Source organism: Paenibacillus sp. 01L418 (assembly GCF_056400045.1).
The window spans coordinates 1-14,300 of record NZ_JBFTSN010000142.1 but is presented as its reverse complement, the minus strand read 5'-3'; the positions used below and the strand labels follow the sequence as shown (position 1 = coordinate 14,300).

At 46.4% G+C, this 14,300-nt stretch carries 13 protein-coding genes; all 13 read right to left on the bottom strand.

Annotation, left to right across the window (positions count from 1 at the left end; genetic code table 11):
* Nucleotides 1-68: 68 nt before the first annotated feature.
* Complete coding sequence (locus AC1DSE_RS17710) at nt 69-1,145, bottom strand: hypothetical protein (protein ID WP_477508931.1); 1,077 nt, start codon at nt 1,143-1,145, stop codon at nt 69-71.
* Nucleotides 1,105-2,763 carry a glycoside hydrolase family 3 protein gene (locus AC1DSE_RS17705; RefSeq protein ID WP_477508932.1) on the bottom strand — a complete coding sequence of 553 codons (1,659 nt, stop codon included), beginning with the start codon at nt 2,761-2,763 and terminating at the stop codon, nt 1,105-1,107. Before AC1DSE_RS17705 ends, AC1DSE_RS17710 begins: the two co-directional genes overlap by 41 nt.
* A 19-nt stretch (nt 2,764-2,782) precedes the next feature.
* Nucleotides 2,783-3,808, bottom strand: coding sequence for a zinc-dependent alcohol dehydrogenase (locus AC1DSE_RS17700; RefSeq protein ID WP_477508933.1), 1,026 nt, complete (start codon nt 3,806-3,808; stop codon nt 2,783-2,785).
* A 75-nt stretch (nt 3,809-3,883) separates the two neighbouring features.
* Nucleotides 3,884-4,687: an ABC transporter permease gene (locus AC1DSE_RS17695; RefSeq protein ID WP_477508934.1), complete on the bottom strand. Its 804-nt coding sequence runs from the start codon at nt 4,685-4,687 to the stop codon at nt 3,884-3,886.
* Between the two features lie 12 nt (nt 4,688-4,699).
* Nucleotides 4,700-5,509 (bottom strand): ABC transporter permease, encoded by an 810-nt coding sequence (locus AC1DSE_RS17690; protein ID WP_477508935.1) that lies wholly within the window; start codon nt 5,507-5,509, stop codon nt 4,700-4,702.
* Entirely contained in the window at nt 5,506-6,489 is a 984-nt protein-coding gene (locus tag AC1DSE_RS17685; protein WP_477508936.1) for an ABC transporter ATP-binding protein, read from the bottom strand. The genes AC1DSE_RS17690 and AC1DSE_RS17685 overlap by 4 nt, the downstream gene beginning before the upstream one ends.
* Before the next feature lie 16 nt (nt 6,490-6,505).
* Nucleotides 6,506-7,681, bottom strand: coding sequence for a radical SAM protein (locus AC1DSE_RS17680; RefSeq protein WP_477508937.1), 1,176 nt, complete (start codon nt 7,679-7,681; stop codon nt 6,506-6,508).
* Complete coding sequence (locus AC1DSE_RS17675) at nt 7,653-8,759, bottom strand: hypothetical protein (RefSeq protein ID WP_477527967.1); 1,107 nt, start codon at nt 8,757-8,759, stop codon at nt 7,653-7,655. The genes AC1DSE_RS17680 and AC1DSE_RS17675 overlap by 29 nt, the downstream gene beginning before the upstream one ends.
* A 22-nt stretch (nt 8,760-8,781) precedes the next feature.
* A complete protein-coding gene (locus AC1DSE_RS17670; protein ID WP_477527966.1) occupies nt 8,782-10,257 on the bottom strand; it encodes an ATP-grasp domain-containing protein in 1,476 nt (491 codons plus the stop codon).
* Nucleotides 10,244-10,519, bottom strand: a complete 276-nt coding sequence (locus AC1DSE_RS17665; protein WP_339204325.1) for an acyl carrier protein — start codon at nt 10,517-10,519, stop codon at nt 10,244-10,246. The genes AC1DSE_RS17670 and AC1DSE_RS17665 overlap by 14 nt, the downstream gene beginning before the upstream one ends.
* A 442-nt stretch (nt 10,520-10,961) precedes the next feature.
* Nucleotides 10,962-12,314: a lytic polysaccharide monooxygenase gene (locus AC1DSE_RS17660; protein ID WP_477527968.1), complete on the bottom strand. Its 1,353-nt coding sequence runs from the start codon at nt 12,312-12,314 to the stop codon at nt 10,962-10,964.
* 544 nt (nt 12,315-12,858) lie between these two features.
* Nucleotides 12,859-13,662, bottom strand: a complete 804-nt coding sequence (locus tag AC1DSE_RS17655) for a carbonic anhydrase (RefSeq protein WP_441880329.1) — start codon at nt 13,660-13,662, stop codon at nt 12,859-12,861.
* Nucleotides 13,663-13,896: 234 nt separating this feature from the next.
* Nucleotides 13,897-14,300 (bottom strand): GNAT family N-acetyltransferase (locus AC1DSE_RS17650; RefSeq protein WP_477527965.1); only part of this gene is annotated, 404 nt, incomplete at its 5' end.

Here is a 14,300-nt window from a genome sequence, read left to right as displayed (position 1 = left end):
CATCAAAGAGGAGCTGTCCTCGCGGCAGCTCCCTCCTACTAGCTCATCTCTTATAACATTTTAGACAGCTATCTACTTTCTACATAAATCTTATCCGATTTCGATGGTTCTTCTAGAAGTTTAATTAATTTAATCAAAAGAACAGGCTCTTCTTCTCGGAATTGGTCAAAGCGGAGCCTCAACCGTTTAAATACTTCCTTATCTTCGCGAATAACATGGCGAATGTATTGATCTCTTAGCTTCATCGCCCGTCTTGTTATATCCTTGTAGCCTTCCACAAGCTCTTCGTCATAAGGGATTACCCCCTCTTCTACAAGATATCCGATTCGCTCGCTCATCATTTTTTTATGCTCCCAGAGAACGTGAAGATGTCTCGCATCATTGCGGTCACCTAGCCTAGAATCGTTTTGTTCTACAGCATCAAAGTACATTTGCAGATAGTTATACACCTTGATTCCGAAAGCTTCCTCGTCTGGATTGTAATTAATTCGGTTTAAATGAGTCTCGCCATTAACATAATCGAGCAGTTGGTCGATCGCGGCCGTTTTATCAAAAGGATAAGCAGAATGAGGTGCATATTTGTAAAAATACGTATGATGATCAGACGTGAGTTTCTCCTTCAAAAGCTTTCGCATAGAACCTGCAGCATCCTGAAACTCATGGAATGGGATCTTCACATTACGGTACACCCCCGTATGATCGAACATGGAAGCATCGAACATATTTTCCTCCCAGTCAAAACCGTACAGAAAAAGATGATGAGGGAACGGCTCTTTCTGATAAGAAGCTGCCGGTGACAGCTTGGCTTCATCCACAAACACAATGCAGTAATAGCCGCTGCGGATCTGATCCGCGAAAAATTTCGGCCAGTCATCCAATGCCAAATTATCTAGAATCGTATAATTCACAGAGCATGTTAGAAGAAATGGGTTATTGAAATTCAACTCGTTTGGCTTGCCCCGAAAAAAATCGATAAAATATTGCCTGCCGTCCTCCAGAAATTTTGTGGTGCAAGATAACTGGATAAAGTTGCTGTAATACCAAGGAATTGTTTCTTCGTGGACGCTGGTGATTGAAAGGGTGTAGGCCCATCGTAAAAATCCTTTAAGTGGCGGATTCAACACGGGAAGCTGTACCGCGTTCATATGATTCGCCTCCTTCTAATGAGTATTCGGGAAGCGTAACCGGTAAAGTTCCTTCAGGCTCAAGCTTGCCCAGTAAAACGCTAGAAAGGGCCTGCAATGTTAGCGGATGATGCTCATAACAGGCTAGGAAACCTTTAGCTTCTGGAAATGCCGCGAGATCAACGGGGTTGCGAAGGGAGATCGGAATGACTTTGTTCCCACCTGCCAAAAGCTTCCGAACCAAAACGGTCTGCCCGTGATTTGAAGCCGTATGGAATATTCCCACGATGATTTGCCCATATCCATCCGCTTCGGAGATCAAGTCCGCAATCTCATCCGTACTCGGACTAGTCCTATACAAACGCTCCGTGAACTTTGCCTTCATTAAAGGATATAGAAAGCTGCCGAGGGTATCATCGTATATCGGTTCATCCTCAGACTTGCAAGCAGCCGCCATCTGCGGCCAAAGCACAAGCGTGTCGACTTCGGAAGACAACTGGCAAAAATTCGGTTCACGGTTCACCGAGGTAATGCTTTTCTCGCGAAGCAGCTTAATCGTCCGAAGTGTTTGCGAATGATCGAGATAGGTCCGCGTTTCTTCCCAGCTGCGCTCTCGCAGCTCTCCGATGCGGAGCTCCTTAAGGAGAAGAATGCGCTCCACGGAAGCATCAATCCGATCTTCAGGCAGACGCCCATCTGCTACCGCATCTTCCAGTGCAGCTGCCGCCTCCAGCTGGCTTTCGTACGTATGGCTGACGAGAAGAAGATCTGCTCCAGCAAGTACGGCTCTTACGACTGCCTCCCCGACGCCAATGCCTTGCGTTACAGCGTTCATTTCCATGCAATCCGTTACGATAAGCCCCTTGAAATCCAGCTCTTCCCGTAGCAGACCCGTCAATACTTCATGAGAATGTGTGGCTGGAACAGACAAACCGCCGCTTAGCAATGGAATCCCGACATGGGCAGTCATTACGGCTTCAGCCCCTGCCCGCGCACATCGCCGAAACGGTACAAGCTCGACAGACCGCAGTCGCTCAAGAGAATGCCTCACGACTGGCAGCTCTGCGTGCGAATCTACTTCTGTGTCGCCATGCCCAGGAAAATGCTTAATAACAGAGACGATGCCTCCATCCTGAAAGCCAAGCATTGCGGCGATTCCGAGCTCAGCGACAAGTTCAGCTTCGTCGCCGTATGCCCGAACATCAATAATCGGATTTCGCGGATTGACGTTAATATCGACCACCGGCGCGAAATTCATATTGATGCCTAGCAACTTCAGCTCCTTTGCCGTTCCCTTTGCAGCTTCATAGAGCAGTAAAGGATCACGTGCCGCTCCCAAAGCCATTGCCGCTGGCAGCTGTGAAATTCCCTGTCTTAATCGGACGACCATGCCACCTTCCTGATCTGTTCCGATCCATAGCGGTATGCCTGTTGCACCCGCAGCCATTTGTTGGAGTTTCTTCGTTAAAGCATATGCCTGCTCAGGGTTGTCCAAATTACGGGAAAAGAACACGACTCCCCCGATGAAATGGTTTTGCAAGAGGTCGCCAATATTCGCATCCGGCGTAAGTCCCTCGAAGCCTACCATAAGCATCTGCCCAATTTTCTCTTTCATCGTAAGCTGGTTACAAGCTCTCATCTGTATTCCTCCTCTGACGTTACAATTGCGTCCAATCGAATAAAACGCCTAACAAATCAGGCTTACTCCCGGAGAGCCGGGAATAAACCGATACAGCTTCGAGCGGGCTTGCTTCTTCCGTTATGAGACTTGCGACGTCCAATTTCCCACGACGGATAGATTCGAATATGAACATGTTCATATCCTCCTCCGTCCAGCCATTAAAACCTTCCATCATTCGGCCGTGAATGCCTAATATGCTGACCGAATTAAAAACGACTTTGGGACCGATCGTCTGTTTTGAAGGCTCTGTCGAGTCACCTAACAGAATGACTTTTCCGAGGTCCCGTGTCAGCTGTGTGCARTAGGGCAATACCGCATAAGAACCCGTCACATCATATATCGTGTCCAGCATTTTGCCATCAGTAAGTTGTTCTACCGCTCCGAATGCTTCGGCTACCGTAAGATTCAGCAGATCGGTCGCACCGCTTCTAAGGGCTTGGTTCAGGCGGGTGCTTTCCGGAGCAATCGCAATAATCTGCCTTGCACCACTGGAATTCAGATACTGAATGACAAGCTGGCCGATAAGACCAAGTCCAACAACTCCCACTCTTTCACCAAAGGCGGGTTCTGCGCGCAGAATCCCTAGAAGAGCAACCTTCGCAATCTGTGTAAAAACCGCCTCTTCGTCACGGATTGAATCTGGTATAATTGCCGCTTCCTTATAGTCTGCGAGGAAATATTGCCGGTGACCAGCCGGGCAGATGACCCGATCGCCGGGCTTTATTCCCTCCACTCCAATGCCTGTCTCCAGCACTTGCGCCGCCATCGAGTAACCGGGATAGAATGGATACCGAACCCAAGAGGACCAGACCGTTCCTTCATCGAAACGCCCCTTTAGACAAGCCAGCTCCGTTCCTGTACTTATTAGTGATTTTTTGGCTGCACATAAAATTTGTCCTCGTTCTGGCTTCGGCACCTGTTCCTCTAAAAGCTCAATTCGATCTGGCGCCTGAAAAACGCAATTTATCGAGGTACGGTCTTGCGTTGTCGCCATGTCCGGCATGCGATGACACTTCCTTTTCTAGGCATGGGATATAGATGCTGATATTTGTAATTTCCTTATGATCGCAAAATCATCTTAACTGCTCGCGCTGCTATATCCCTTCACAGCCTGATTCCAAAGCAGCCGTACAGCTGCGAAGAGCAGAAGGGAACCGATCAGCGCCATTCCTGCATATAACCAGCTGAGCTGTCCAAGCAGGAACATTGGTCCGAAATTAGTAATAAGAAACAGTGGAATAACGAAGGTCCCGATTCTGCGGACCCAAACAGGATAAATAGCCATAGGGAAATTGTTGGCATCCCAGGCGGAATGGGCGATATCCGACATAGCCCCCGTCTGGACGAACCAGAATGAAAGCAGCGCTGGGATAATCATTAGGCAGTACGTGATGACAACCGAGACCAGCAGCATTAAAGCAAATCCCGCAAGTTGAAGGAACGACAACGGAATATCCATCGCATGCCAGCCGATTCCGACCATAGTGAAACCGACCAAAATATCGGGAATTGGCAGCGCCAGATCGACGTATCGCAAAGATGCCATGAACTGCAGGGAAACGGGCTTCGTAATCATCAAATCAAGCGAGCCGTCTTTAATATACTCAGGAATTTTCATGAAATTTGTAAAAAACAACCCGACATACATTCCCGTAACGACGGTGTGCATGCCTATAAATAGGAGCAACCCTTCGGGCGGTATGCCTTCTACATGTAGATCAGTGCGAAACACGACGAGCACATACAAAAGCTTGGCAAGCAGATAGACAGATTCGACAAGCAGGCTCATCACAAAATTGCCCCGAAACTCCATCTGAGCGATGAGACAATTTTTGATAAACATACCGTACAGGCGCAAGTATTTTCTCGCAATTTTAAACATATGGAACGTCTGCTACCCCCCAACCGCCGAATATTTCTTTATGGATACGCGCCAAGTCAGACGGGAAATGAGCAAGAAGAGCAATATCCATCCAACCTGAATAAACAGCCCCTGATACATAGCCATCGTCCCTGTTTTACCGCTCAGAACATTCACCGGAAAATAAATGGTATACGGAAAAGGAGTATATTGAAGCGCCTTTACAACCGATTCCCCGAAAATTTCCAAAGGGAACATGCCACCGCTCAAAATATTGACTAGCAAACTTGTAATCACAAAAAAGTATGAGATTTCATGCAAATAAAAAGCGCTGGCGCAAATGCAGTAGGCGATCAAAAAGTTGAGCAGAAGCGCACCCCACAGCGTCACAGTGAACAAGATTATACGTACGACCTCGATATCCAGCACATCCCTAGCGGCTGAAATCCAGATCATACAAATAAGCAAAAGTGCGGTAATAACGTAATAAATCGCCTTTTGACCGATAAAAGACATCAGCCGGTACCCGAAGTAGCTGACTGGCTTAATCAAATATTTGTTAAGGCCGCCATTCTTAATATCGCCGGCAATCTCGTGCTCAAACTGGGTAGCAATCAGCTTGGACACCAGCCCTGCCAAGATCGTATACAAAATAATTTGACCATATGAATACGAGAACAACGCCGTTTTGCCGGAATGTTCGTACACCGCCGTCCAAATAAAATATTGAACGAGAATCGGAAAAGCAGCCCCAAGAAGACCAAGAAAGAAGTGAAATCGGTATTCCATCGAATGCTGGACACCCACCCTAAAAACGGCCATGTACAATCTGCGTCTGTTCATCCTACGGCTTCCTTGCGATAGAGCATGGAAATGCTCTCCTCGATCGGTACGTCTTCTATCGTCCAGTCGATGATTGGAAACGAATCGAGCACGGCGCGCGACACTTCCTTTAAGCGATGCTTGGGCAGCTCTAAAACAACGTTGCATTCGTCTCCGCTTACAATTTTCCCGAATTTGGCCAGCCGCTGCTGGGCAACAGGTTCGGAGAAGTGCAGCCTTATAATTTTCTGCTCGTCAAACAGGTCGTTGATCTTGTGAAGATCCCCATCGTACAGAAGACTTCCTTCATTAATAATGATCGTCCGCTTGCAGAGGTCCTCCACATCCTTCATGTAATGGCTCGTAAGCAAAATCGTCGCACCAAACTGCTCATTGTAGTATTTCAGAAACTCTCTAACCTTCTTCTGGGAGGGGAAATCAAGCCCGATCGTCGGTTCATCGAGATAAAGCAGCCTAGGGCGGTGGATAAGCGCGGCGATCAGCTCCATTTTCATCCTTTCGCCCAGCGACAGCCTGCGTACCTGCACGTTCAGAAGATCCTGCACATCTAGCATTTCCGATAGCTCTGCAAGACTCCGGTGGTAGAGATTATCCTCGACGTCATAAATGCATTTGTTCAAATAAATCGATTCGTTAGCTGGAAGGTCCCACCAAAGCTGATTTTTCTGCCCCATCACAATGGAAAATAGCCGTTTGAACTCATTCTTCCGCTCCCATGGCACATAGCCAAACACATCGGCTTCTCCGCCTGTCGGATAGAGAATGCCAGACAGCATTTTGAGCGTTGTTGTTTTACCCGCCCCGTTTGGACCGAGAAATCCGACGCATTCGCCGGGGCCTATGTCAAAAGAAAGAGATTTGACCGCTTCCTTCACCAGCGACTTGCGAGCAAATAAATTTTTCAGCGAATTTTTAAGCCCCGCAGCTTTCCGATAGTACACGAACGATTTGTGCAGCTCCCGCACACGGATATAGTCCATCCCCGTTCCTCCTGGCTTAAACTCCATTGTTGTACAGCAGCACACACTTAGAGCATATCGGCATTAAACCGCAGGCAACAATTTCGCGCTGTTTCCGAAGATCTTCACCGTGAAAAACATCGGCTACGCTTTCCTCGTACAAATTGCCAACACTGAATTCCGGGAAAAATTTGCACGGATTCACTTTGCCGTCCGGCATCACATCCATCCGATTCGAGATCGAAAAGCACTTCGTACGATTCATAGCCGGTTTCTCGCTGCCCCGAATAAATCCTTCCACCTCTTCGGGCTCCAGCGCAGGCTGATAACGGACACGCACATTCCAAATTCGGGAATTCACGCGATTAAGCTCTTCGAGCAAAATATCAAAATTGTCTGGCGAGATGTGAAACGTGAAGGAGTGCCAACTATTCTTGTGATCGTCTGCAAAGCGGGAGGCAAGGTGCGGGAAATGAGCATCGAAGTAGGTGTCCATTCTATCCGCCGTATCAGAAGGGATATACCAGGGGAAGCAGAAATAGACAGAATCTACGCCCATCTCTTCAAAAAATTCCATAAAGCTGTAAAGCTTGCCGACCATCTGGTCGTTAACCGTCAAGGCTACAGAAACCTTGCCTTTATATATACCCTGCTTTTTCAGATCCAGCAGCAGCTGAATCGCATGGATTACTTTTTTAAACGTGCCTTTACCTCGGATCGCGTCATTTTCCTTCTCGAAGCCTTCAAGACTGACCAGCATGACCAGATTTTCTGACATTTTCAGAATGGAATCCAGCTTCTGCTCAATGAGAATCGCATTCGTGCAAATCGTCGTGTAACGCTCTTCTTTGGATAGCAGCTCTGCCAGCTCATCGAATTTGGAGTAAAATAACGGTTCGCCGCCCCACAGGAAAACACGTGATTTGCGTGCTCTTGTTTCAGCCAAAATCTTCTCCACGACGGGAATATCGATTTCATCTTTCTTCACTTCTTTGGCAAAACCGTGATGGAAGCCATCCGGATTCCACTCAAAGCAATGTGTGCAGCGTAAGTTGCAGCCATTATTAAGCTTGATTCCTATCTCATAAGGCACGGGTGCTGCATAAGTTGGATCATCTCTGCGCTTCCTTCCGGTTTCCGCCAGCGGAACCAGCGTTCTTTTCATATTACGAAACGTAATTTGGTCAAACGTAACTGCTGTTTTCGGCTGCATAGGTGATCCTCCCGAAATGGTTAATTTTTGACCGATGCTCTAATAATCGTGTGCAAGTCTCCTCGAGCAAATGCTCCGAAAAACGTTGGTTTTTCCACTCCGTAAAGCGGATTCCGAGTCCACAAGATTCCCAATAGGTTGAATTATGGAGCTCATGGTCACCGAATGGCTCCAACATGACAAAAGGGATTCCAAGCGACAACGAATCGTTCAAAGTCGCTCCCCCCGGCTTACTGATGATCGCCCAGCAATTGCGCATCAGCTCGGTGTAAGCTGAGTAATCCTTGAGGGGATACTCCCTGAGAATTCCGTTTTCACGGATATATTGAATCATAGGCGGGAAAGAATGTCTCCCTTGTTTGTCCCTGCTCCATGGGTCCCAGGAGACCTCCGTACCAAAATATCGCATGGACCCGTCGTCCTCCTTCACCTCTGAAGGATCGTAAACAATGACATCCAGACGGTGTCCGAGCATTCGAAGTTCTGAGATCGTCATGGCATAGGTGCCGATTCCCCAGCCACCGCCATGGATCAGAATGCGTCCGGCGCGCTGCCAGAAAGGCAAAGGCTCCGCTTCGTCTGAAGCGATGTAACTGCCCGGAGACTTTTTTTGAAGGTCGTAAAACCAAACGTTCTTATAGACGGGGTACAACTGCTTATGTACCTTAAACGACGGGGTATCCCACGCATCCAGTCGGATCAGCCGGATGTCCAATTGCTTGTTAGAATCTGCCTTGTAACGCTCCAGTATAGGCAGCCAGAAACCCGTAAACACTGCAAAACGGGTGACATCGGCCTGTTTCCAAGCGTTCAGCAGTCTTTGAACCTCTACCTCGTCCAAGGAATTGTCAACGGGTTTGGCCAGCTTATGCCCCATAAGAGCAACGGCGAAATCCGCATGAAATGCTTTTTTGGTGGATCTGATCTTGCTTCGCACTTTTTCGTCATACAAGCTCTCCAGAACGTAAATATCCGTTTCGACTCCTATGCATTGCAGGTACGTATGCAGATGCATAGCCGGAATGTACGCGCCGAGCGAATTACCCGACGCCAGCAAAATAACTGAAGATGAATTCATGCTCAGCTCCCGCGTTCCAAATTTAGTTGTACACTTTAACGGATAAGTCGGYGAGCACCTGTCGCAAGCTGTTAATCAGTTCGCTGCGGTGTTCATCATCTCGGCCTACGACCGAGACATAAAGCCGTCCCTTCGGCATGCCTCGTTTGTATTGCGTTCCCTCCGCCATTCGGCGGCGAGTCAGAATCTCGTTTATCATTACGGTATTGGATGATAGAGGAACAACCCCGTACCCTGAGGGGGTTGTCAACAGAAGTTTAGATGTGTGCAGTGCGTGCAGTAGAGTGCCAAACTCGAAGCCTTCCGGTAATCCGAGGGATAAAAACGTAAGCCAACCGCTATGTCCGTACGTTTCCCAACATTTATCGAGATACGCGTTAATAAGACCCATGGACTTGCGGGCGTTAATCTCTACAATCGATACGACTTCTCCGTCCTCCAATATCATGGAGTCAAAGCAGACAAAGCCGTGGTAGCCGTCTCCCGCCAGCAGACGGAGCGCCTTCTCCATCACGTTGAAATAGCCAGCGTTCTCCAACATGCTGATAAAAACTTCATCCGCTTTGATAGATCCGCTGTAGTTTTGCTGGTGATTAATCATCCGCTGAACTGAAATGAACTCCGCCTCACCACTCTCCTTGATGAACCAGTGAGAGCTGAAATCGGTCTTTTTCTTTAGCAGCGGCTCAAGCAGGAATTGAGAGCGCAAACCTCTTTCCTCCTGTTTATGCAAGTGATCCGTTATTCTTCGCTGCATGGATTCGCTGTCAATGAGCATATTGCCTTTGCCAGCAACGCCGAAGGGATCTTTTAATAAATAGTGCCCCTGCTTCAATAGAGCACTTCCAACCGTCTCTATTTCTGCTGCGCTGTTCGCCTCCATGCCGTAACACTTCTCGCCTATTCTAACCAAGAGCCTGTTGGAATACAGCTTTGAATTAACACGTACAACCGTCTCTAGATCTGGCAAGGAACCGCTAGGTTCGGCGGCGTATAGGTACGCTTCCGTATCCGATGTTATGGCGTACGGGGACACTATTTTGGCAGCACGGGAGAACCTCTCTTCACCCTGTGATTTCATCTGCTGCAAAACCGCACCCTCAGGAAAACCGGAACCGGTCGTCTGAAGCACTTTGTTTGCCGGTTTGGAGAGCCTTGCTTGATCGGCCGCAAGCCTGAACATGCAAGATTTAAATAAGTCCGGTTCGGGCAAGGGATCCTTCTCATCATTCAAATCATAGTGATAACGAGTTCCAAACGAAAAACCTAGCCCATTTAGATACTCATGCAGTGCTGGGTTGATTTTGCAACGGATGTAGAGGATATCATTAGGCCCGCAAAACGGAAAGAGCAGCTCATCCATGCACAGGACAATGGACTCACTATCCTTGTCTGGCATAGCGGGCAGCCGGGCCAGATCAGGATCTCTCCACCTCGTTTCGGGGTCGAAGGTACCCATAACCATTTTCGCAATCACGTCGGCTTTACGACTTTGCATCTTCGTACAACGGCTGGCCTTGCGGCTGGCAGCTTTTCACAAACTGAATAAAAGCTCCGATCGACTGGAGATGCTCATAATCGAATTCGTCATAGTCAATGGCCACATTCAACTGATCCTCGACTTGGAGCATAAACTGGATCATTTGCAAAGAATCAAGGCCAATATCATTGTTCAGATTCGTTTCAGGGGAGAGGGAATGGCGGAGTTCCGGCTGGTCTTCTTTGATCATGCACAAAATATCAGCGATTTTATCGAACATTACTACACTCCTTTAAAGGTTTAATGTATGAGGAGCATCCGAATCCTCACTTTCACAAATTCCAACCAAATAAAAACAAATTCTTGTTTATCCCTCCAATTCCTATAAATTACAATTATTATCATACTCTAGCAAGAATCTGTCAACGAGAATAGAGTAGATCATTTACACTATTTTTCAGTATTATTTCGTGAACACCCTTCGAATAGGTAGCAAGAATCATCTAATTTCAAACCTCGGCATTGGAATACGACAAATTCATACACCAATATTGATTCATTCCATTCAAAACTGACCACTTATTTAGGGCTTTTTAACCTAAAATCCAAAAAACTAATCTAACCATTATTTTGTTGCAGCTAGTTTTAGTTTTTTGTACTATTTTCATCTAAAACAAAAAAGCCCCCCGGAGCTCCCATTCAACTCCGAGGGCTTAATTAGTTTATGGCTGCAGCTGCCACAGCGCGGGAACGTTGCTAGGCTCCCAGCCTGCTAACGAAGTGTGCGGTTGGATACATTTATACGTCGCACCATTGTATGAGACTAGAGCATTCGCTGCATATGCCGTGTTAGCAGCCCATGGTGCAGCGCTTGGCCCTTGAGCCGTCGTAGCGGTGACTGCATTGCTGTTGCCGGATTCGTTTTGAGATGGATCAATAGCACGAACCGTGAACGTATATGACGTATTAGGAGTAAGACCCGTAACGAGCTTCTCGGTAGCTGTGCCCGTTACTGTTGCGACGACATTTGAACCGACATAAATGCGGTAACCAGCGATRCCAGAAGCATCCGTTGAGGCGTTCCACATCAGCGTAAGTGAATTTGAGCCAGCCGCTCCCATGACATGAAGTCCAGACGGGTTAGTTGGCGGAGTCGTGTCGTTCGGGATCTGAACCGTCGTTATTTGTACACTATTGCTGGCTGGAGATCGATTACCGGAGGAATCAAACGCTTTGACGGTTAAGTTATAGGTGGTTCCGGCAATCAAATTCGTCAGGTTGACATTTAATTGATTTCCCGGAACGGTAGCTATTGGCGAGGTGTTAGAGCCGGAATAAATCTCATAACCTGAGACACCATTATTGTCCATTGAAGCTCCCCATGATAGTGAAGCTGTTGTTGTACCGACTGTACCTGCTGTAAGGTTCGTTGGAGTAGTTGGGGCAACGTTGTCTGAAGCGCCAAACTGAACATCAATTACGTTATACCAAGCGTTTGGTGTATCATAAATATCCCATACGGCAAGGATGATTTGATAACCAGTTCTCTCTGGTACACTACAGGTATGGGACAACGTTGCAGGAGGCTGTTGACCGTTCCCCTGTACTGTACAGAACGGTGTCAGATCAAGCTGTGCACGTGAAAGCGGAGCATTCGGATTCCAATCTTGCTTGGTAATAAAATAGCGATAACTTGTCGTCGCATGACGGGCTGTGAACTTCCAAGTAAATGTATTGGTACCGCTGCTAATATTGACCTTATTCCAGCGAGTAGCTGTTTGTTGGTCAAGATTTGCGAAGGCAGCAAGGCCGGCACTGGCGATTTTACCATCTGCAGGTCCAGCTGCTGGAAAACCTTTTAATCCTTCGAGGCTTTGCGGCTCATAAATAATTGCTCCACAGTTCGTATTCAGTCCATTTTTACATTGTATCGCCCGACTTGCAGGATTATCGATATAACCATGAGCAGAAACAGGCTTAACAAAAGCAATCATACTGGTTAATAGGAGCAGCAGACCGAGACAAGCTACCAACACACGCTTTTTCAAACTCGAACTCCTATGAATCTGATTCATCATCACATTACCTCCTAGGTTTTTGGTCTGGTTTTAGAATCCATCCATTTCCTAACAGCATGCGGATATCAGTATCATTTCCCCCCTCTCATCATAGCTGCGACGTCTATAAAGATAGGTTCACTTTTAAGCAACCAACTCCTTTAAAATCCGAATTTATATAAACTCCTAAGAGCTTATACACGCATTAAAAAATGAGCAGTAAAAGCAAAATGGGTATGGTTTGGGTTCATGGGAAGGTGTGAGGTTTGGTAAAAAGCCAAAACTTTCCGGATGTTTGTACCGAAGTGTGGTGGAGATGAATGGCCCTAAAATCGGATTGTAGCTGAGGAATGTTCTATGAATCAATCATAATGTAAACGTTATTATTTTGCACTGCTATTTTAGAACTAATATTTTTTACACTCAAAATAGGTCTTGCACCCAACCCCAACGACCTAAGCTTATGATACAAGGATGTATTTATTACCATTTTTTGTGTTTAAAGACCTAAATTTGTTTTCGTCATTGCAGCATATTAGGATACTTACATGGTTCTCCTATGTTAAATTGCTTTTACTTCTATTTCAGCAATGGTACGTTTATTTTGGGGTTGAACAGGACGATGATTATCAGGGAATATCACTTGAAATGCTTTTATTTGAGCTTTCGACATTTCGATAGGCTTCTCTAGAACAGTCCACTTCACTCCCTCGGAACAAGGTGGAGTCGTCAGTGATCCTTGGTAGCGATAAGCGTCCAGATCACTAGGAAGAAGCTTGCTGAGATCAATTTTGTTTTTCAAAATAAAATCAGCAGCTGTCTTTGTTTTGGGCAGCTTGGACCAAATTTCAGTCAAGGCCGGGTTTCCTTTACCCTCCTTAATAAGTACGCCTAGCACAGCTAGATTTCCAGTCTTGCTCTTATGTACAAAGTGCAGCTCCAAGGGGGATGCTTTTCCGTCTATTAAATGCTCACTCGGTGTATGGAAATGGAATTGAGCCAATGTGTACTTAGTATCGCCTATTGTCAACTGATTGGCAGCTGAAGATGTATTGGCTTGAATGGTATGTCCGCTATTGCCAAAGGTAAAGGTGGTTGGTTTGTAATGGACGGTCACCTTCGTTTTGTTGCCACTTTTATTTGCTTCGTCGCTGTGTATATCGATTGGTGATTGCTCCACTCCAGCACTGCAAGCAGCATATTCCGCATTAAGATGGGCCCAGTGCTCTGGTCCAGTGCTGCCATCATAGCTCCAATGCGGTGCTTCGCTCTCGGATTTTGATGCTGGTGCTGCATAAGCGACAGTTGAAGCTAGTAGAACTAGCATAGCTGCGCTTGTGAGAAATTTAGTCAAACGTGTGCTCATAAATTAATTCATCTCCTTAATAAGTTATGATTGAATGATACAAAAGCGGTACGCTGCTTCGAACACCTCCTACAGTATAGTACCAACAACTTGGATAACTGTAAATAATTAGAAATATTTTGCGCATATTGAATATTTTGAACATAAAACTCATATTTTCATCATGATGATTACTGGCAAACATAAATAATGGAGCAACTGCCGCAGCAGTTGCTCCACTCTCCCGTTTATCATCTACTTTTCAAAAAACTCTTTAGCATATTCTACAACCCCATGGACATCTGAAAGTCCAGCATCTATAAGCTCCAATGCCATAAAGTTATCGTCAGAAACCTCGAATGGTGCTTCGATACCATATTGACTGGCTTTTTTATAACCATACTTCGGATAATACTTATCATGACCCAAAACAATGGAACCTTTATAACCAAGCCGTGCAGCGATTTTGTGGCCTTCTATTATCAGCTGTTTCCCTATGCTCTTGCTTTGCATTTCTGGCAATACAGCAACAGGTGCAAGAGCAATCAGCGTCTGATTGCCTACTTTTATTTCTGTAAAAAGAATATGACCCACGATCTTGTCCTCGTATTCAGCTACAAGAGATAACTCCGGAATATAGTTCGCTGAAAGCCTAAGCC